The organism is Cupriavidus sp. SW-Y-13, from assembly GCF_009793345.1.
GTDB lineage: Bacteria > Pseudomonadota > Gammaproteobacteria > Burkholderiales > Burkholderiaceae > Cupriavidus.
On sequence record NZ_WHLX01000001.1, the window covers coordinates 1823838 to 1842862 of the forward strand.

The 19025-nt window shown below is 64.2% G+C and carries 20 protein-coding genes; 6 read left to right on the forward strand and 14 right to left on the reverse strand.

The window, feature by feature from the left end; translation table 11 throughout:
* Positions 1–38: 38 nt before the first annotated feature.
* Positions 39–755, forward strand: a complete 717-nt coding sequence (locus GA566_RS08135) for a response regulator (protein ID WP_160472456.1) — start codon at positions 39–41, stop codon at positions 753–755.
* Positions 752–2140 (forward strand): sensor histidine kinase, encoded by a 1389-nt coding sequence (locus GA566_RS08140; RefSeq protein ID WP_160473258.1) that lies wholly within the window; start codon positions 752–754, stop codon positions 2138–2140. Before GA566_RS08135 ends, GA566_RS08140 begins: the two co-directional genes overlap by 4 nt.
* Here the strand turns inward: GA566_RS08140 and GA566_RS08145 are convergent.
* Complete coding sequence (locus GA566_RS08145) at positions 2137–2580, reverse strand: MarR family winged helix-turn-helix transcriptional regulator (protein ID WP_160472458.1); 444 nt, start codon at positions 2578–2580, stop codon at positions 2137–2139. The two genes, GA566_RS08140 and GA566_RS08145, sit on opposite strands and share 4 nt — an antisense overlap.
* 158 nt (positions 2581–2738) lie before the next feature.
* Between GA566_RS08145 and GA566_RS08150 the strand changes: the two genes are divergently transcribed.
* Positions 2739–2990 carry a zinc ribbon domain-containing protein gene (locus GA566_RS08150; protein WP_137927470.1) on the forward strand — a complete coding sequence of 84 codons (252 nt, stop codon included), beginning with the start codon at positions 2739–2741 and terminating at the stop codon, positions 2988–2990.
* 34 nt (positions 2991–3024) lie between these two features.
* On the opposite strand, the gene GA566_RS08155 is transcribed toward GA566_RS08150, so the two are convergent.
* Positions 3025–3339, reverse strand: coding sequence for a DNA-binding transcriptional regulator (locus tag GA566_RS08155; protein ID WP_137927471.1), 315 nt, complete (start codon positions 3337–3339; stop codon positions 3025–3027).
* Entirely contained in the window at positions 3336–3680 is a 345-nt protein-coding gene (locus GA566_RS08160; RefSeq protein WP_160472460.1) for a toxin, read from the reverse strand. Before GA566_RS08160 ends, GA566_RS08155 begins: the two co-directional genes overlap by 4 nt.
* A 228-nt stretch (positions 3681–3908) precedes the next feature.
* On the opposite strand from GA566_RS08160, the gene GA566_RS08165 reads away from it, so the two are divergent.
* The gene (locus GA566_RS08165; protein WP_160472461.1) at positions 3909–5207 is read left to right on the forward strand and encodes an Nramp family divalent metal transporter; all 1299 of its coding nucleotides are present in this window, start codon (positions 3909–3911) and stop codon (positions 5205–5207) included.
* An 18-nt stretch (positions 5208–5225) separates the two neighbouring features.
* On the opposite strand, the gene GA566_RS08170 is transcribed toward GA566_RS08165, so the two are convergent.
* The 6 genes from GA566_RS08170 to GA566_RS08195 all read right to left on the reverse strand — a co-directional run bounded on the left by GA566_RS08170 (position 5226) and on the right by GA566_RS08195 (position 10288).
* The gene (locus tag GA566_RS08170) at positions 5226–6059 is read right to left on the reverse strand and encodes a tetratricopeptide repeat protein (protein ID WP_137927474.1); all 834 of its coding nucleotides are present in this window, start codon (positions 6057–6059) and stop codon (positions 5226–5228) included.
* 15 nt (positions 6060–6074) lie between these two features.
* A complete protein-coding gene (locus GA566_RS08175) occupies positions 6075–7025 on the reverse strand; it encodes a Ku protein (RefSeq protein WP_160472463.1) in 951 nt (316 codons plus the stop codon).
* 112 nt (positions 7026–7137) lie between these two features.
* Positions 7138–7827 (reverse strand): LrgB family protein, encoded by a 690-nt coding sequence (locus GA566_RS08180; protein ID WP_137927476.1) that lies wholly within the window; start codon positions 7825–7827, stop codon positions 7138–7140.
* A 3-nt stretch (positions 7828–7830) separates the two neighbouring features.
* Complete coding sequence (locus GA566_RS08185; protein WP_346813628.1) at positions 7831–8292, reverse strand: CidA/LrgA family protein; 462 nt, start codon at positions 8290–8292, stop codon at positions 7831–7833.
* A gap of 104 nt (positions 8293–8396) precedes the next feature.
* The gene (locus GA566_RS08190; protein ID WP_160472466.1) at positions 8397–9332 is read right to left on the reverse strand and encodes a LysR family transcriptional regulator; all 936 of its coding nucleotides are present in this window, start codon (positions 9330–9332) and stop codon (positions 8397–8399) included.
* Positions 9329–10288, reverse strand: a complete 960-nt coding sequence (locus GA566_RS08195) for an AraC family transcriptional regulator (protein ID WP_160472468.1) — start codon at positions 10286–10288, stop codon at positions 9329–9331. The genes GA566_RS08190 and GA566_RS08195 overlap by 4 nt, the downstream gene beginning before the upstream one ends.
* 131 nt (positions 10289–10419) lie before the next feature.
* Between GA566_RS08195 and GA566_RS08200 the strand changes: the two genes are divergently transcribed.
* Positions 10420–10962 carry a carboxymuconolactone decarboxylase family protein gene (locus GA566_RS08200; RefSeq protein ID WP_160472470.1) on the forward strand — a complete coding sequence of 181 codons (543 nt, stop codon included), beginning with the start codon at positions 10420–10422 and terminating at the stop codon, positions 10960–10962.
* A gap of 28 nt (positions 10963–10990) precedes the next feature.
* Here the strand turns inward: GA566_RS08200 and GA566_RS08205 are convergent, their stop codons facing one another.
* On the reverse strand, positions 10991–12160 hold the full coding sequence (locus tag GA566_RS08205; RefSeq protein WP_160472472.1) for a BamA/TamA family outer membrane protein: 1170 nt from the start codon (positions 12158–12160) through the stop codon (positions 10991–10993).
* Positions 12157–12957 (reverse strand): hypothetical protein, encoded by an 801-nt coding sequence (locus tag GA566_RS08210; RefSeq protein ID WP_237380102.1) that lies wholly within the window; start codon positions 12955–12957, stop codon positions 12157–12159. Before GA566_RS08210 ends, GA566_RS08205 begins: the two co-directional genes overlap by 4 nt.
* 462 nt (positions 12958–13419) lie before the next feature.
* Here GA566_RS08210 and GA566_RS08215 point away from each other — a divergent pair, with 462 nt between their 5' ends.
* Positions 13420–13857: a MarR family winged helix-turn-helix transcriptional regulator gene (locus tag GA566_RS08215; protein ID WP_137927482.1), complete on the forward strand. Its 438-nt coding sequence runs from the start codon at positions 13420–13422 to the stop codon at positions 13855–13857.
* Between the two features lie 43 nt (positions 13858–13900).
* Here GA566_RS08215 and GA566_RS08220 read toward each other — a convergent pair whose 3' ends face one another.
* From GA566_RS08220 to GA566_RS08230, 3 genes are all read right to left on the reverse strand, one after another.
* Positions 13901–15382 carry a glycine betaine ABC transporter substrate-binding protein gene (locus tag GA566_RS08220; protein ID WP_160472473.1) on the reverse strand — a complete coding sequence of 494 codons (1482 nt, stop codon included), beginning with the start codon at positions 15380–15382 and terminating at the stop codon, positions 13901–13903.
* 164 nt (positions 15383–15546) lie between these two features.
* Positions 15547–15885, reverse strand: coding sequence for a cupin domain-containing protein (locus GA566_RS08225; RefSeq protein WP_137927484.1), 339 nt, complete (start codon positions 15883–15885; stop codon positions 15547–15549).
* 19 nt (positions 15886–15904) lie between these two features.
* Entirely contained in the window at positions 15905–19003 is a 3099-nt protein-coding gene (locus tag GA566_RS08230; protein ID WP_160473259.1) for a DNA translocase FtsK 4TM domain-containing protein, read from the reverse strand.
* Positions 19004–19025 lie beyond the last annotated feature (22 nt).

Below are 19025 nucleotides of genomic sequence, written 5' to 3' on the forward strand. Positions count from 1 at the left end.
GCACCGTTTGCCCCAATCCCCTGCCCCGCTGTTAACCCATGCGTATCCTGCTTGCCGAAGACAATCTGAAACTGGCCGAGTCACTGGTGGCATCGCTGAGCCAGAGCGGCTTCACGGTCGATTGCATGCACGACGGCGCCAGCGCGGATCATCTGTTGACCACGCAAGACTACGCGCTTGCCATTCTCGATATCGGCATGCCGCGCATGGATGGTCTGGAAGTGCTGCGCCGGCTGCGGCAGCGCCGCAACCCGCTGCCTGTGCTGATCCTGACAGCCCACGGCACCGTGGAGGATCGCGTGCGGGGCCTGGACCTGGGCGCGGATGATTACCTCGCCAAGCCCTTCGCGCTGACCGAACTCGAAGCCCGTGCGCGTGCGTTGATCCGGCGCAGTCATGGTCACGACCGCACGGGTCTGTCGTGCGGGCCGCTGCACTTCGACAGTGTCAGCGGCGCGTTCACGCTGCATGGTGCACTGCTGTCGCTGACGGGCCGCGAGCGGGCCGTGCTCGAAGTGCTGATGCTGCGCGACGGCCGCGCGCTCAACAAGGCAGCGCTTTCGGAAAAGATCTTCGGGATCGACGAATCGGTCAATCCGGACGCCATCGAGATCTATGTCTATCGGCTGCGCAAGAAGCTCGAAGGCAGCGGCGTCAGCATCGTCACGCTGCGCGGCCTGGGATATCGGCTCGAAGCGCAGGCACAGGACGCATGCCGGCAGACCGACGCGCAGGACGCGCCCCATCCACGATGAAGACCGGCAGCCTCCGGCTGCAACTGACGCTCTGGCTATTGCTGCCGCTGGTGCTGCTGCTGGCGCTCGATGCATGGCTGACGGATCGGCGCGCATCCGCCGCGGCGGATCAGGCATTCGACCGCACGCTCGCCGCTTCGCTCAAAGCCATGCGCGAGGGCATCGCCCTGCGCGATGGGCGTGTGGAAGTGGAGGTGCCCTACCTTGCGCTGGAGGTCTTCGACGCCGAGCAAGGTTCACGGGTGTACTACCAGGTCCGCGATGCCGACGGTACGACGATCACCGGCTACGACGGCCTGCCGATGCCGCCCCGGCCGAACCGTACGCTCTATCGCACCCACTTCTACGACGCGGTCTACCAGAACACGCCCCTGCGCATGGCCGCCACGCCGATTCCGCTGCACGATGTGCGATCGGCACGCACGCGCATGGTGTGGGTGCTGGTGGGTGAATCCACCGAGGCCCGGCAGCACCTTGCCCATGACATCCTCGTCGGATCGCTGCTGCAGGAACTGGTGCTCGTCACGCTGGCGCTGGTCATTGTCTGGTTTGCCGTGGGGCGCGGATTGCGGCCCTTGCATCGGCTATCGCACGCCATGGCCGCACGTGGCCCCGACGATCTGCAGCCGCTCGATGACACCGCATTGCCCGACGATATCCGCCCGTTGGTGGCCGCCGTGAACCAGTACGTGGCCCGGCTGCACCGGATGATTGCCGGGCGGAAGCGATTCTTTGCCGATGCCGCGCACCAGCTCAAGACGCCGCTGGCCATCATCCAGGCCGAAGCGGAACTGGCCCTGCGCGAATCCGCTCCCGCCAATGTTCACGCTCATGTGGCGCGGCTGCACGGATCGGTGCAGCATGCGGCGCGAGAGGTGGCGCAGTTGCTCTCGTTGTCCCGCCTTGAAAACGATAGTGGTTATGCTCCCGACCTGACGCCGCTGCAGCTTGATGCGCTCGCTCGAAACGTGGTGCTTGATTGGGTGCCGGTGGCCCGGCGCGACGGTATCGATATCGGATTCGAAGGCCACGACACCGAAGCGGCCAGCGTCACGCGGATCGAAGGACAGACCCATCTGCTCCAGGAGATGCTCGGCAACCTGATCGACAACGCAATCCGCTATGCGGGCCCCGGCGCCGTGGTGACCGTCCGCGTGGAGGGCAGGCGCCTGATCGTGGAAGACAACGGTCCCGGTGTATCCGCCAGCGAGCGCGAGGACGTCTTCAAGCGGTTCTATCGCGGGCAGGCAAGCGCCAGCCGCGAAGGCAATGGATTGGGGCTTTCCATCGTGCGCGAAATCGTGCGGCTGCACGGCGCATCCATATCGCTGTCCGAGACGCACGGCGGCGGCCTGACCGTCGCCATCGTGTTCCCGGAAAACTAGTTCTGCTGCGGCTTCAGCAGGTTGGCGCGCGCCCGCTGCAGAAAGCCGATGAAGCGCTCGGCCTCTTCCGCGCTGAAACCGCTCAGGGCCTCGCTGGTAACCAGATCTCCCACCGCGCGCGCCGCGTCCAGGGCCTGACCAGCCTTCTCGGTGATATCGACCATGCGCTCGCGGCGATCCTGCGGATTGGGCCGGCGCGCAATCCAGCCGCCCTCTTCCATACGATCCAGCAGCCGCCCTGCCGAAATCGGCGCCACCTCCATCAAGTCGGCCAGGGCGGCCTGATTCATCTCGCCGTGGAACGATAGATTGGCGATCACCCGGTACTGGGCACGGGTCAGATCGAGCGTGGCGCGCGAGAGTTCGTCGAACCGCTTGCCTGACAGACGGCCCACGTCCGCCACCAGAAAGCCAAAACGCTTGTCGAGATTCTTGTCCATGCGCGCGATTATAGGGATTCGCAGCGTTCCATTCGTTGATGGAAACCGTCTTGCACCTGGCAAGCCCCATCCATATGGCGTAGGAAAGCGCTGGGAATCACCGCGGCCACCTCAACCTGATCTAAGCTAGCGCTGTACACCGAAACTCCGGAAATGCGATGCCCACCTACGACTACCGATGTGACAAATGCGGTGATTTCTCGCAACTTCGCCCGATTGCCAGCCGCGACGTACCCGCCGTGTGCCCAGGCTGCGGCGAGGTGGCCCCCCGCGCGTTGGTAGCCGCCCCATCGCTTTCCGGCGGTGCCGCAGAAGGCACCTCATCCTCGCACGGCGGCAATTGCGCCTGTTGCGGACCGGTCAAGCTGGCTGGAAGGACGGGCGGGAGTGGGTGGTCGGCAGGTCGATAGGCGCTTGCGGCAGCTTTGCAACTCCGATTGCCGCTCAGACAAGTGAGGCGAGCTTCTCCAGCGTTTCCGGGTACTTCTGAACCAGCTTGATCAGCACCGTCGCCTGCGCATTGGGCTTGGCCCGGCCCTGCTCCCAATTTTCGAGCGTGCGAGCGTTAGTCCTCAGATACATAGCGAAAACTGGCCGCGACATGCCGAATTGCTGGCGAATTTCAACTAGGTCCTTGCCGTCGATGTCATGGAGGTCCGCCAATCGAACCTTGTGAGTGCGAAGCGTTGTCTTGCCCTGGCGCTCCGCTTCCAGTGCGTCGAAGCCTTCGACAAGTTCCGCAAAAATGTCGCGGGTCATATACCTCTCCTTTTGCTCTGTTCCCGTTCCAGGAACAACCTCAATTGCTCTGTCTGGGCAGGCGTCAGATCAGCCTGTCCGTCCTTGTCATATATTGTGAAGAGCCAGGACTGCGGGCCGCCTCGCCAGTAGTAGTAAATGACCCGCAGCCCTCCGCGCTTGCCTTTTTGTCGTCGCGGATCGATGTAGCGCACCTTCCGGAGTCCATTGGTGCCCCGAATCACTTCGCCGCCAATGGGGTTCAGAATCAGCGCCGCCTGAAGAAGACGAAAGCCATCGTCGTCCAGATAGGTTTCGCGGTGGCGTTCGAACGCCGGCAACTCAACGAATGTGGCATGCATAATGTACGTTAGTTACGTATAGATAGGAAGTGTGGTTGCCGTAACTGTGTATCGAAGACGCCTTGCTAAACGTGTCCGACTCCTGTGGATATGTGAACTTGTGTTTCCGGAACGGCTTTTGCGACATCTATTGCGCAAATGTGCAAATACAATTGGGAACTATTCTCAACAAGGTCCTAGAATGCTGCATGGGGATCATCCCGTATCCCCGCCCTGGAATACCTCGCCATGCCGCCCCCGACCGATTCCGCCGTCCTCCAGCCCACCGCCACGCCACCCCGGCGTTCGCGACTTGCGTTCGTGGGTGCCGGCGCGCTCGTGGCGGTCGGGTACATGGATCCTGGCAACTGGGCCACGGCTATCGCCGGGGGCGCCAAGTATGGTTACAGCCTCCTGATCGTCATTGCCGTCGCGAGCGTGATGGCGATGCTGCTGCAGTGGATTGCCGCGCGCGTGGGCGTGGTGACCGGGCGGGATCTGGCGCAGCTTTGCCGTGACCGGTTCCCCCGGCCTGTGACGGTAGCGCTGTGGGTGGCCAGCGAAATCGCGATCATTGCCTGCGACGTAGCCGAAATCGTCGGCAGTGCCGTGGCATTGCAGTTGCTGTTCCACGTCAAGCTGTGGGTAGGCGTGCTCATTGCTGCCGTGGTGACCATCCTGATGCTGGCGGTCCAGCGCTACGGGCAGCGCACCATGGAGAGCATGGTCGCCAGCCTGATCCTTCTGGTGGCACTGTGCTTTGTCGCGCAACTGGCGATGGCGCAGCCCGAGTGGGCAGCGGTGCTCGGCGGCATGGCGCCGTCCTCGCAACTAGTGCGTGACGCGGGCATGCTCTGGCTCGCGGCCGGTATCGTCGGCGCCACGGTGATGCCGCACAACCTGTTTCTGCATTCCTCGCTGGTGCGCCGGTTCACGCCGCCACCGGGGGGGCGCCGCGAGCGTCGGCGTTCGCTGGCCGAGATCCTGAGCGGCATGAACCTCGACACCTTCGGGTCGCTGAGCTTCGCCTTCCTGATCAATGCGGCGCTGCTGATCCTGGCGGCCTCGGTGTTCCACGCCAACGGGCTGACGGACGTCGAGGATCTGGCCGATGCGCATCGTCTTCTCGCCCCACTGCTCCACTCCGACATGGCGAGCCTGCTGTTCGCCGTAGCGTTGCTGGCCTGCGGCTTGAACTCCACGCTGACCGGCACGCTGGCCGGTCAGGCGGTAATGGAAGGGTTCCTGAATCTCAAGATGTCGCGCATGCGCCGCGCGCTGCTGACGCGGGCCGTGGCGATCGTGCCCGCGCTGCTCGCCGTGTCTGCGTTCGGCGAACATGGTTCGGCCAGCCTGCTGGTGGCCAGCCAGGTGGTGCTGAGTCTGACGCTGCCGCTGGCGGTGGTGCCGCTGATCTGGTTTGGATCGAGCCGCGACCTGATGGGAGCGTGGCGCGTTCGCGGCTTGCCTCTGATGGCCGCATGGGGCTGCGCCGCCGTCATCCTGTTCCTGAACGGTGCGCTGCTCTGGCAGGGTGCGGTGTCCTGATATGCCGGCGCCCGTGGATCAATCCACGGGCTCCAGACGCCGATACTGGTTGTAGTGGCGAATCGCGCGATGCGGATCGCCCAGTTCCTCATGCAGCCGGGCCGCGTTGTAGTGCGCATCGGCAAAGTCGGGGGCGAGGTCGATGCAGGCGTGATAGCTATCCAGCGCCGCGCGCAATGCGCCGAGGTCCTCGAGCGCCACCCCTAGATTGAAATGCAGCAGCGGCTGGTCCGGCAGGTGCGCCAGCGCCTCGCGATACCGGCTGGCGGCTTCCTCGAAGCGTTCCTGGTCGCAAAGCAGGCAGCCCAGGTTGAGCCAGGCATCGAGATAATCGGGCGCAGCCGATACGGCGCGCAGATAGGCGGCCTCGGCCTGCGGGCGATCCACCCGTTCCAGCGCCACCGCGCGATCGAACCACGTGGCCGGGTCTTCGTCGGACGGACCGGACCGTGACGGCCGTGCAGCCCGGTGCAAGTCGAGCACATCGGCCCGCGCGGTTTCGCTGAGCGCGTCGAGATCCAGCACGAACTGCCCCGAATCCACATGCCAGCGGCCCTGCCGATCTTGCACCGTCACGTCGCCGCCGACAGCGGTCACACGCAACCCGGTAGGCGGACGGCCCTCGCCAAGTCCCTGCAGCCGCCGCAGCGAACGCGTGATCTGGCGCGTGGGAATGCCCGCCTCGCGTAGCGATTGCGCGGTGCGCAGCAGCACTACATCCTGAAAACTGAACCGATACTCGTGCCGCGCGCCGCGCCGGGGCGCCACCACGCCGGCAGTCATCAAGGCGGAAATAACCGTGCGCGAGATGCCAAGCAACGCCTGCACATCGCGCATCGAATAGGCTTGCATCGTGGCCGGCGCTCCCTATTTGCGTGCCGCGCGCCTGGGCGCCTCGACCGGTGTTGGCGCGGCGGCGCGCCGTGCGGTCTTTCGCGCCGGCGCTGCGGCAGCTTCGGTCTTGGCGGCCACCTTCGCCGCCGGCTTTGGCGCGGCCTTGCCAGTGGTCTTTGCCGACGCCTGCGCCGCCGGTTGCCGCTTGTTGGCTCCGATGCTCTTGCGCAAGGCTTCCATCAGGTCGATGACCTCGCCACCTGTGGAGGCTGGCGTTTCGGCGGCAACGGTAATCTTCTTCCCGGCGATCTTCTTGTCGATCTGGTCGAGGATGCGCTGCTTTTCCTCGTCGGTATAAGCCGCCGCATCGTAGCCCTCCACGGCGTTCTGTTCGATCAACTGCAACGCCAGCTTCAGTTCCGCCGCATTCACGTCCGTGTGTTCGACGTTGAGGTCGCTCATGTCGCGCACCTCGTCCGCATAGAGCAATTGCTGCAGGATCAGGCCATCGGCACCCACCCGGATCTGCACCATGTACTGCTTGCCCTTCCACGCCCACTTGGCCAACGCACAGGTGCCGGTCTCCCGCATGGCTTCCGCCAGCAGGTTGTAGGGTTTGGCGCCGCGCTTGTCAGGCCCGAGGTAATAGGCCTTGTCGAAGTAGATGGGATCGATGGCACCAAGTGGCATGAACGACACGATATCGATGGTCTGTGCCGCCGCATCTTCAAGCGCCTTCAACTCATCCGGCGTAAAGGTTACGTATCGGTCTTTCTCGAATTCGTAACCCTTGACCATCTCGGAGCGATCCACCACCACGTCTTCCTTGAGGCAGATGTACTGCTGCCGCAACCGCGATCCGCACCCCTTGTGCAGCAGGTTGAAGCTCACGGCGGATTTGGTCTCGGTGGCCGAGAAGACCCTCACCGGGATCGACACCAGGCCAAAACTGATGGATAGCGAGGCAATGGAACGTGCTGCCATGGCAACTTCCTCCACAAGAGTCGCGCATCACTGGTTGAGGAAGTCTAGTCCGCGGGACGAAGCTCGTGGCATTGACCGCGCCCCAGGTGCAGCAAGCTGCTCTGCCTTCAGGTCAGCCCACCACGGCAATCACCCAGCCAGTCAGCGTGGGCCCGGCCACCACCATCAGCACGCCGGCCAGGACCATCGTGAGACTGGCCACGACACCCTCCTCCGTATGACGTTGCCGAGCACGTGCCGTGCCAAAGCCGTGCGCGGCCGCCCCGAGCGATGCACCCTGCGCCACTGGCGAGCGCAGCCGCAGCAACGCCAGCACGGCATCTCCCACCATCATGCCCACCAGCCCGGTCATGACCGTGAACAGCGACACCAGATCGGCCGAGCCGCCCGTGTGCGACACCACGGCCACGGCGAACGGCGTGGAGACCGAGCGCGCCATCAGGCTGCTCGACACCTCATTGCTGAAATGAAAGGCCTCGGCCAGCAGTCGCGCGCTGACCAATGCCACCAGCGTGCCGACCACGACGCCGATCGCCAGCGCCAGCCAGTGGCGGCGCACGATGGCGCGATGCTCGTAGATCGGTACGGCAAACGCGATGGTGGCCGGGCCCAGCAGCCAGACCATCCAGCGGGTATCGGCCACATAGGCGGCGTATGGAATATCAGCGGCCAGCAGCAGCGCAATGGTCAGCGCCGGCACCACGATGGCTGGCGACAGCCAGAAACGCGGCAGGCGACGATGAAACGGTTTGATGGCGAAGTACAGCGCAATCGTCCACACCAGGCAGAAGAACGAGGCCATGGCTTACTCGCCCTCGCCTTCGGTGACACCCTTGCCGCGCCATGCCGCGATGCGGCGTTCGAGCCGGCATCCCGCGTGGACGGCCAGCGCGGTGGCGGCCATCACCAGCACCGTGCCCGCCACCACGGCAATCGTGAGCTGGACGCCCTCGGCGCGGAACAGCGGCACGTAGTTGACCACGGCCACCACGCACGGGATGAAGAACAGCACGAGTTCACCGAGCATCCAGTCCGCGCCATCCTTGACCCAACCCACCGGGGCCTTGCCCGAGAGCAACAGTGCCAGCACAGCCAGCAGGCCCAGCACGCCGGGCGAAATGGACCAGCCCAGCGTGCGCGTCAGCCAGTCCGCCGCCCACCAGAGGGCCAGCAAGGCGCCAACCTGCGCGGCGACTCTCGGCAGGCGGTGCTTGCGGGCTTCGGAAAGGGACGATGCGGCAGGGGAAACGGCGTTGGTAACGGACACGGCAACAAGAAATCGGGGGCGATGACGGCGATTATTCGCATAATTTCCGCACAACGACAGACCGATACTCCGCATTGGTTGTGCAAATATGCACAACCTACCAGCTAGGCGCCGTCCAGAAACAGCGAGACATGCGCATCCACCTGCTCGGCGATGAATGCGGCGACGGCGCGTACGTGCGCGGCCTTCCAGTGATCCTCATGGACATGCATGTGAAAGGTGCGCGTGACCTCTACCTCGTCCGGCAACACCGCTTCCAGCGTGGGAAATGCGGCGGCGACGTAGGCTGGGAGGATGCACAGGCCATGGCCCGCAAGCGTCGCATGCACCTGCGTCAGCAGGTTCGTGCTGCGCACCCGGGCGTTGTAGTCCACGCCAATGGTTCCCGCGAAGCTCAGTTCGGGCGAGAACAGGTGTTCCTCCACGTAACCGATGAACGGATGCTGCAGCAGATCGGTCTTGGTTCGAATACGAGCCGCCCGCTTCAGGTACGACTTCGTGCCATAGACGAACATCCGATAGTCAGTCAGGCGTCGGGAGGCCACGCGCAGGTGATCGGCACCCGCGAGACCGATGGCGATGTCGGCCTCCCGACGCGTGAGACTGAACAGCCGAGCCGCCGCGAAAATCTCGATTTCCAGCCTCGGATGCTGTTCGGTCAGCAGATGGATGCGCGGCGCCAGGAACATACTGCCGAAGCCATCGGGTGCACCAATGCGGACCGTCCCGGCGATGTCCTGCTCGCCCGCCGCCGCAGCCTTCGATGCCAGCAAGGCGCTCTCGATGGCCTCCGCCGTGGTCAGCAACCGCTCCCCGGCCGCCGTCAGCGCATAACCCACATGGCTCTTGTGGAACAGGCGCGCATTGAGCACACCCTCCAACGCATGGATATGCCGCGCGACAGTGGTGTGTTCCGTGCCGAGTTGTTCGGCCGCAGCCGACAACGTTCCCGACCGCGCCACGGCCAGGAAGTAGCGATAGTCGTCCCAGTTGTCCTGGGCACGCGGGGTGGCGCGTGCGGTAGCTTTGCGCGTGGTCATGCGGCGCTTTCCTCAATGGGGTGGCCGCGCGCGTCGCGATGCCTGCGCCGGTAGTCACTTGGCCGCTCGCCGAAATGCTGCGCGAACACCCGTCCGAACGCAGCCTGCGAGACATAGCCGCACGCTCCCGCCACGGCGGACACCGACATCGCGCCTTCCGCAAGCAAGCGCGCCGCACGTTCCATGCGCAAGGCGCTTACCAGTTCCAGCGGTGTAAAGCCCGCGTGGGCAAAGCGCCGCAGCAGCGTGGCGCGCGACACATGGCACGTGGCCGCCAGTCCGTCGACGGTCCAAGGGTGCGCGGGGTCGCGCACCACTGCGTCCACGGCCCGCGCTGTGCGCGGATCTGCCATGAGTCCAAGCACGCCAGCCGATACCTGCCCCCCGGCCGTCAGCACACGCAGTAGTACCGTAAACATTGCATTCGAGAGGCTGGCCACGATGGCCGCGCTGCCGGGCCCCGGCCGCTCGGCCTCTTCATGCATCATGCCGATCAGCCCGCGCAGCCAGCCGTGGCGCTCGCTATCGGCCTCGTCGCCGGCCCCGGCGGTCTGAACGCGCAGCACCTCGGGCATCGCGCCCAGCAGCACGCTGGCAGTACGTCCCAACACGAAGGTGCCGCACAGGATGTCCAGCGGTGCGGCGTTGCCGGGCACCACCACCTCTGTGACCACGCCGTTGAAGTGGCGCGACGGTTCGGCACGGCGCGTGCCCGCATACATGCCAGATACGGTATGCGCCCCGCCACGCGGAAAGAGCAGGACATCGCCGGCCGCCACGTGCAACTGCTGGCGTCCGACCATCACCTCGGCGCGTCCGTGCAGGATCACGTGATACGGCACGTGGCCCGGCGGGGCCTGGTCGTGAAAGGCCGACCAGGCCCCGGCCACCCGGCAATGCAGATCCACCGTGCCGGAAGGTGCCAGCAGGCGCACAAGTTCGCTGAGACTGTCCATGATCCGATCGAGCAAAAAACTGATCCGATTCTAATCCATGCGGATCACGGCGACATCTACCATGGTTTCCAAGGGCAACGACACAAGCGTCCGAGCACTACCGAACCAGACACTCAGAAAGGAAATCGATCATGACCACACGCCTTCACACCCTCCCCGTCGCCGACGCTTCCGGCCAGACCGCCGAACTGTTCGGCGCCATTCGCAAGGCAGTAGGCAAGGTGCCCAACGCCTACGCGACCATCGGCAGCAACGCGCCGGCCGTGCTGGCCCAGGCGCTGCAGACCAATGCCACGCTGAAGCAAGGCAGTCTTTCTGGAAAGGAACTGGAGGCCATCAACCTGGCCGTGAGCGAACTTAGCGGCTGTGACTATTGTCTGGCCGCCCACACGCTGACCGCGACCAAGCTGGCCGGCTATAGCGTGGAGCAAACGCAACAGTTGCGCCGTGGCAGCTATCCGGAAGATGCGAAGATCGACGCGCTGACGCGCTTTGCGGTGGAACTGGTCAGCACAAGCGGTACGGTACCGGCTGCTTCAGTCGAGGCCGTTCGTGCCGCGGGCTACAGCGATACCCAGATCGTCGAGGCAATCCAGGCTATCAGTGCGATCCTGTTCACGAACATGATCAATCGCGTCAACGACACGACGCTGGATTTCCCGGCCGTGTCTTAAGGATCAAGGGTGGGTTGCGTGGCATGTATCAATGCCACGCGCTGCCCACCTGGATATAGAAGGCGTTCTGGTCCTTGCTGTGAGCCACGTCGATACCCATCGAGAGCCCAAGCTTGCGCGCGATCATGTAGCGGAAGCCTCCGCCCACGCTGAACACCGTGCTGGCGTCGGAGAAATCGTGCCAGCGTCCGTATGCCTTGCCGGTGCCCGTAAAGGCCAGCACCGACCAGCGCGGCGTCACGTCCCAGCGCAATTCCACCTCGGCAGCCAGTGCGTTGCGGTCCTGGTAGCGCCCCTTCTGCACGCCGCGCAGGTCTACGTATGGCTGGGCGTAGAAAGGCACGTCACCGGATGAGAACTTCGTATCGGCGCGCAGGCCGAGAATCCACGTGCGCGCCAGCGGTAACCACGTAAAACCGCGCGCGTTGAACATGTTGAAGCTCTGCGTGCTACCGAACCCGCCACGTGCAAACTGCGCCTCGATCTCGGCGTAGCTGCCCTTGTTCGGAAAGAAGATGTTGTCGCGCGAGTCGTAGTCGATTACCAGACCGCCCTTGCCGATGCGCTGGTTCTTGTCGAACGAACCGAGTTCCGCCGCATTGCCCCCGAACTTGAACGTGGCAGAGGTATCGGCATAGACGTAGCGCGGACCGATGTACCAGCGCGAATCGCCCAGCCGGAACAGTAACTGCTGCACCAGCAGGAAGCCGTCCAGTTCATAGGCGCGAGACTGGTTGTTCTGCCCGAAATACTCGAGATTGGCATTCGCCTTCCCGATGGCACCGAGATAGCGGATGCGGTCCCCATCCCACGTGTGAAAGTGCGCCAGGCCACCCGCCCACGTACCGTTCTCCGTATAAGCACCGCCAACAACCGTGATGTTCGGCGGTGCAGGCCCCTTGCCCGTGGCCTTGCCCTCGGCTGCCGCCTCGGCCATGGACTGCGAGAAGAACGCCAGCCCTAGCCCGAAGCCATAGCCGACCGCCGGCTCGGTAATGATCGTCGGGACGGGTAGCGCACCCTTGTGATGGAGCAGGAAATCGCTCATGTCGAGCATGCCGTCCTCGGGATCGAAGAACGACAGCCTGGGCTTGGAAACCGGCTCCGCTGCCGCGGCGGGCTCGGACTGCGCCCATGCCACGGGTCCTCCCATGCAAGCCGCCGCCGCTACGGCCAGTACCGCATGGCGGGGCGTCATTTGCCGAACGTCATGTTAAGGCCGGCGAATACGGTCCACTGCGGGATACCGGTGCCGTCATGCAGTATCGAATACTGCGGTTCGACAAAGGCATTGAAGATCGTCTTGCCTTCCTTCCATGCCTTTCCCGCGCCGAGGCCCACCGGGATGTAGTAGGTGCTGCGCTGCAGGTCGAAGGTCCAGGTGCCGGTCGACCGGATGTACCAGCCCTGCGGCAGATTGAAAATCATGAATGGCTGTGCCGTCAGCGTTTGCACGGTGGGGCGGCTGCTCTGGCCCGCGAACGAGTGCTGCCATTGCAACAGCATGCCCAGCAGTCGCGCGGGCTTGGCATCCACCACCACGCCGGCCAGCCCGGCCTGCCACTTGCCGGTGCCCAGGCTCGGATCGGTGGCCGTCGGAATCGTCAGCAGCGGTCCTACGCCAAGTTCGAGCCCCTGCGCGCGCAGCAGGAAAATGTCGAACAGGTTGATATCGCCGAGTCCGGTTTCGTAGGTGCCGTCGCCCTTGGGACGGGTGCTGATCGGCACCGTGGGACGAATGATCTGTGGCGCGCCAATCAGGCTGTTCGGCGCTACAGGAAGCGTGCCTCGCAACAGGAAGTCGTTTGTGTGCGCGCCGCTGCCGTACAGGCGCGGCGTGTAGTAGTTCTGGAGATTGAACGCCGGTGACGGATTGAGCGGGTTGTTGCTCTTGTTGGCATCTTCGGCACTGGTCTGCGCCATCGCCGCGGACGCCAGCAGCGTACAGCCCATCCAGATACTGCCAACACGTTTCCAAACACGGTCAATCGTCATTGCTCTCGGCTCCAGGCGGTCATGGGAAAACCGGCCAAGGGACTTACCGATCTCCTGCAGGCAATGTACCGGACGCGCTGCCCGGATGCCCGCCCCGCCGTGATGAAGTTTCTCGTAGCGAGCATTAAGTACTTTGCACCAGACACGCCCCGGGACGCCGTCCACGCCCCGCATCCGGGTTAAGCCGGGAAATTCCCTTCACCACGCAATGACATAATGTCATGTCATTCATAACCCGTATGGGGGATTATCCAATCGCTAATGTTCCGATTTTCGCATTACTTTAAAGACACACTTGTGGTTTCCATTTTTTCTAAATCTAGAGACAATAAAATTGAATTCCATTCTTGTCCCGGATTTGCCAAACTCGCTCCCATGAATCGCGGACGCGCTCCGATGTTCAAGACGCGGATCGGTTACTGACTGATCAATCTTCAGCGGTGCAACACAAAGGAAACCACAGTGAAGCACTACACTCCGGAAAACTTCCACCTGACGCAGAGCATCGGATTCCACCTGAATCGAGCTCGCAATAGCTTGCTGACGGAGCTGGACTCCGCCTTGCGCCCTCTGGACATCAATGGGCAGCAGATGGGTATCCTGCTCTGCCTGATGCGGGGCGTGGCCAGCACGCCTTTCGAAATCAGCAAGGTCCTGGGAATCGACAGTGGGCTCATGACCCGCATGCTCGACAAGCTGGAGGAGAAAGGGGTATTGGAACGCAGCCGCAGTATCGATGATCGACGCGTGGTAAATCTGGCGCTGACAACCAAGGGCCGGAATATTGCCGAGGAAATCCCTACTATTGCACCGGAAGTGCTAAATCAGCGACTGGAGGGATTTACCATTGAGGAATTCGAGGAGTTCCGCCGGCTTCTTCAGAAATTCGTTTCCGGGTGATCGGCATACCCGGATCGTGGATATTGCGGTAACGATTTTCCGGTTAACGCCAGGGGCGGCGGTGCCGGATAAACCATTCCACGGCACCGAATGCGCCCTGCACTGCCAGTGCCAGCACCGCTGCCGGTATGGCACCCGCCAGCAACTGGGTGGTGTCGTTCAGGGCCAGGCCCGTTACGATCCGCTCGCCGTAACCGCCTGCGCCCACGAAGGCGGCAATCGTGGCCGTGCCCACGCTGATGATTGCGGCAGTCTTGATCCCCGCCAGCATCACGGGCATGGCCAGCGGCAACTCCACGTAGCGCAATACCTGTAACGGACGAAAGCCCAGCGCGCGCGCCGCATCGCGCATGCCTGGAGGCACCTCCTGCAGGCCAATGCAGGCGTTGCGCACGATCGGCAGCAGCGCATAGAGGAACAGCGCGATCATGGCCGGCCAGATGCCGATACGGCCGAGCAGCGGAATCAACATCGCCAGCAATGCGAGCGACGGCACGGTCTGCAACACCCCGACGATGGCCAGCACCACCTGGCCTGTGCGACGTCTACGTGCAGCCACGATACCCAAGGGCACGCCCACCAGCGTGGCGGCACCCACCGCGCCACCAACCAGCGCCAGATGGCGCAAGGTCAGGCGCCAGGTCTCGGCGCCCAACAAGGTCGCAAGCAGGCCGTTGCGCGGTTCCGCACTGCCCTCGCCACCGGACAGGAAGCGGCTTGCCACGGCCGCGAACGATGCGCCGTCGATCTCAGCTGCGGCATTCATGCCGATCATCGCCGCCACATCGATCCGCCCCGCCAAGTTTTGCCACGCCTGCCATGCCTCGGGAAAGCGGTGCGGCACATCGGCGCGATAGACGATCACCGCGTCATAGCGAGGAAAGACATGGCGGTCGTCCTCCAGCACGCGCAGGTGGTAGCGCCGGATCTTGGCGTCGGTGGCGTAGATGTCTGTCGCGTCGATTTGTCCCTTGGCGAGCGCTTCGTAGGACAGGCCATGATCAATGCCGATTGGCTGCTGCGGCAGGCCATAAGCCCGCACGAGCGCAGGCCAACCATCGGCTCGCCCGATGAATTCGTGCGACAGCCCGAGCTTCAGGCCCGGCTGCCGCGCAAGGTCGCCCAGCGTGCGCAGGCTTTCCGGGCGCCCATCGGACACGGCAATTGCGTAGGTGTTGTCGAAGCCAAGCGGAATGCCCGCCGCAAGGCCCAACGGCGCCAGCGCGGCGTTAATTCGCTCGAGCGTGACAGGCGGGGGCAACTTGAGGATCTCGCTGGCCAGCGTACCCGTGTAGTCCGGGTAGGCATCGATGCTGCCCGCCTTGAGTGCTTCGAACAGAATGGCCGTATTGCCCAGGCCGGGAAGATGCTTGGCATCGGCATGGGGCGCGGCTGACTGCGTCAGGACCTCGCCGAGGATGTACGACTCGGTGAACCGCTTCGAGCCAATGCGGAGGGGATCGGCGTGAGCGGCGACGGTGATCGCCAGCAGCAAGGCCAGGGACAGCCGGATGAAACAATGCAAACGGAGTCTCCCTTTTTTCTCCCCTCTCCCGCTTGGGGAAAAGGGGTCGGGGGTGAGGGCCAGCGGTTCAAATGAGACAAGTCGCAGGATAACCGCTTTGCCCTCACCCCCAGCCCCTCTCCCACTGTGTGGGAGAGGGGAGTAAAAACCGAGCGGGAGAAACCCTACGGCGTCACATGCACCGCCAGCCAGATCGTGGGCTGCGCCGCATCGGTCCATGCCACGCGATGCCGGCAGTTCGGTGGCAGACGCAGCCAGTCCCCGGCGCCGAGCGTGTGTGTCGTTCCATCGTCAAGCTCCACTGCAGCGGTGCCACTGATCACCAGCACCCACTCGTCGTCGGTGCTGTCGTACCAAAAGCCGGGAGGGCTGGCCTGGCCGTTCGATACGATCCGCTCGATCCGCACCCCGCCCGTAGACTGCCAAGCCAGCAGGTCCGTGAAAACCTCGCCGGTGGCATGTACCGGCACATCATGCAGCAGGTTGCCTCGCGTCGCGGTCATGACCAGTTCCTTGGGCGCTTCAGTCGGCGGGACCGGGCGCGATGACTTCGCGTGTGCCGTTGCGGCCCATTGGCGAGACCAGTCCGGCAACCTCCATCTGTTCGATCAGGCGCGCGGACCGGTTGTAGCCAATGCGCAGATGGCGCTGCACGGCCGAGATCGATGCGCGACGCGATGTCAGGACGAATTGCGCGGCATCGTCATAAAGCGGATCGGCTTCGGCATCGCCACCCCCTTCCCCGAACAGGTCGGCTGCCCCTTCCGGGGCATCGCCCGCCAGGATCGCCTCTTCGTAGTCAGGCTCGCCGAATTGCTTCCAGTGCTCCACCACGCGGTGGACTTCCTCGTCGGCAACAAAGGCGCCATGTACGCGTTGCGGATAACCGGTGCCGGGCGGCAGGAAGAGCATGTCGCCCTGCCCCAGCAGGCTCTCCGCACCCATCTGGTCCAGGATCGTCCGCGAATCGATTTTCGATGACACCTGGAACGCCACGCGCGTCGGGATGTTGGCCTTGATCAGGCCGGTGATGACATCCACCGACGGACGTTGCGTCGCCAGGATCAGGTGGATACCGGCTGCACGGGCCTTCTGCGCAAGACGGGCGATCAACTCTTCGATCTTCTTGCCGGCCACCATCATCAGATCGGCCAGCTCATCGATCACCACCACGATCAGGGGCAGCGTCGAAAGCGGCTCGGGGGCGTCAGGCGTCAGCGAAAACGGGTTCGGCACCTTGCGCTCCGCCGCTTCCGCTGCACGGATTTTCTGGTTGTAGCCGGCCAGATTGCGCACGCCCAGCGCGGACATCAGCCGGTAGCGCTTTTCCATCTCGCCCACGCACCAGTTGAGCGCGTGCGCGGCCTGCTTCATATCCGTCACCACGGGTGCCAGCAAGTGCGGGATGCCTTCGTAGACCGACAGTTCGAGCATCTTCGGGTCGATCATGATCAGGCGCACATCCTCGGGCGTGGCCTTGTACAGCATCGACAGGATCATCGCGTTGACCGCCACTGACTTGCCCGAGCCGGTCGTACCCGCCACCAGCAGGTGCGGCGCGCGTGCGAGGTCCGTCACGACGGGATTGCCGGTGATGTCCTTGCCCATCGCCAGAACCAGCTTGGACGCATGCGCATCGAACGCGCTGCCACTCACGATCTCCGACAGCCGGATCATCTGCCGCTTGGCATTCGGCAGTTCCAGGCCCATGCAGGTCTTGCCGGGGATGGTCTCGACCACGCGGATCGACGTCACGCCAAGCGCACGCGCCAGATCCTTCATCAGCCCCACCACCTGCGCGCCACGCACACCCACGGCGGGATCGACCTCGAAACGCGTGATGACCGGACCCGCACTGGCACCCACCACCGATACCGGCACCTTGAACTCTGCCAGTCGCTGGGCGATCAGTTCACCGGTCTGGAGCAAGCGCTCCTCCGATACCGTTTCGATATTGCCGTCTTCAGCGGCGAGCAGATCCACACCCGGCAAGCGGTAATCCACAGGTTCGCGCGGGGCTGCCGGGGGCGGCGGCGCCACGACGACCGGTGCCGGTACCACGGGTTGCGCAGGCGCCAGCGGCACCGTATTGCCGATCACGGCCTGGAGCACGATGCGCGGCTTGGGCGCGGGCTGAACGAAAACGTTGGCGTCTTCAAGCGCGGCGGGCTCGTCGGACGATGGCACGTCGTCGGGTTGTTCTTCCGCCATCGAGGCGGCTACCGCCTGCTCGATGGCTTCCGATGCGGAGGGCTGGGCAGGCAAGGCTTCCTGGATGGGCTGGGCGATGACTTCCAGCGGCGCTTCCTCGACAAGCTCAACCCTGGCGATATCCACAACCTCGGCGACCTCGGACTCCGGTTCGTTCACCTCCGGGACTGCTTCGGCCTCTGCCTCCAGGGCTTCGACTGCGACTTCGGCTTCGGCTTCGACTGCGGCCTCTGCTTCGGCAAGCGACCCGGTCTCTGATGCGGACCCTGGCTTGCCAGCCAGTGCACGCAATTCCGCCATCAACGCCAGCGCCTCGGCCCGAATGGAGTCAAGCGTCACGCCATCCTCGGGCACGACATCTTCCGCCGGTACAGCGGGCTGCGCAGGCGTGGCAGCGGGAGCGGCCACCGGTAACGGGGCCTCCACAACCGCCACGGCATCATCCTCGGCGACGGCTGCACTCACGGCGGGCGTAGCCGCGACGGCTGCCGCCGGCTTCGTCATGGCCTCTGGCAGCGTGGTAACCGCCGAGCGAAGACCCAGTTGCGGATTGCGGAACGGACTGCTGACAACGGTGGCTTGAGGCGCCGCAGCAGGGGTGGGACGGGCCGCAGGTTTTTGCGCGGGTGTCTGGACAGGCTTCTGTGCGGGCTTGGTCGCTGTAGACGCCGACGAGGCCGACGACGGAGCACGCGCAGCGATCACGGGTGCCGACGGTGGCGTGGCATCGCGCTTGACCACGCCTGGCGCATCGGCGTGATGCAGCCAGATCTCGCCCGGCTGCGGCGGCGATTGCCGCGTACGCGCCGGTGGTTGCCATGCGGGTTGGCGGCGTGCGGAGACCGGCTCGATGCCCTTCTGGCGCAGCGGCTGCCGGCCAGCTTGCGAAGGCATCGACGTGGTTTCCCAACGGTCCGCATCGTCGCGCGAAGACGCCGGCGATGAAGAAGAGAAGGATGAAGAAGTGGAGACCGTGTCGTGTCGGGTGTCCACGCGCGTCTCGGCACGTGCGGCGGGCTTCGGCGAGGGACGGTTCTCTTCCGGATTGACCGGAGGACGATGCAGTTGGAACAGACCGCGCCACGTCTCGCCGAATACCATGGGCGCCGACAAGCCGAGCACGGCCAGCATCATCAGCAACCCACCCGTCCAGCCGAGCATGCTCGAGACAGCACCGGCCAGCGCATGGCCCGCTGCACCGCCTGCCAGGGCATGAGTGGCTTCAGCGGTCTCGCCGCCTGTCAGCGCTTCCAGCGTGGCGCTGGCGCCCAGCACCAGCACAGTACCCATCAGCACGCGCAGCGAACCCCGGCCGAACAACCGACGATCGCCGGCGAGCACACGGCTCACCGTTCGCCAGAGAAGCGGCAACAGCCAGAAGGTCGAAATTCCGAACCAGCCCAGACCCATTTCAATTTGCACGTTAGAAAAC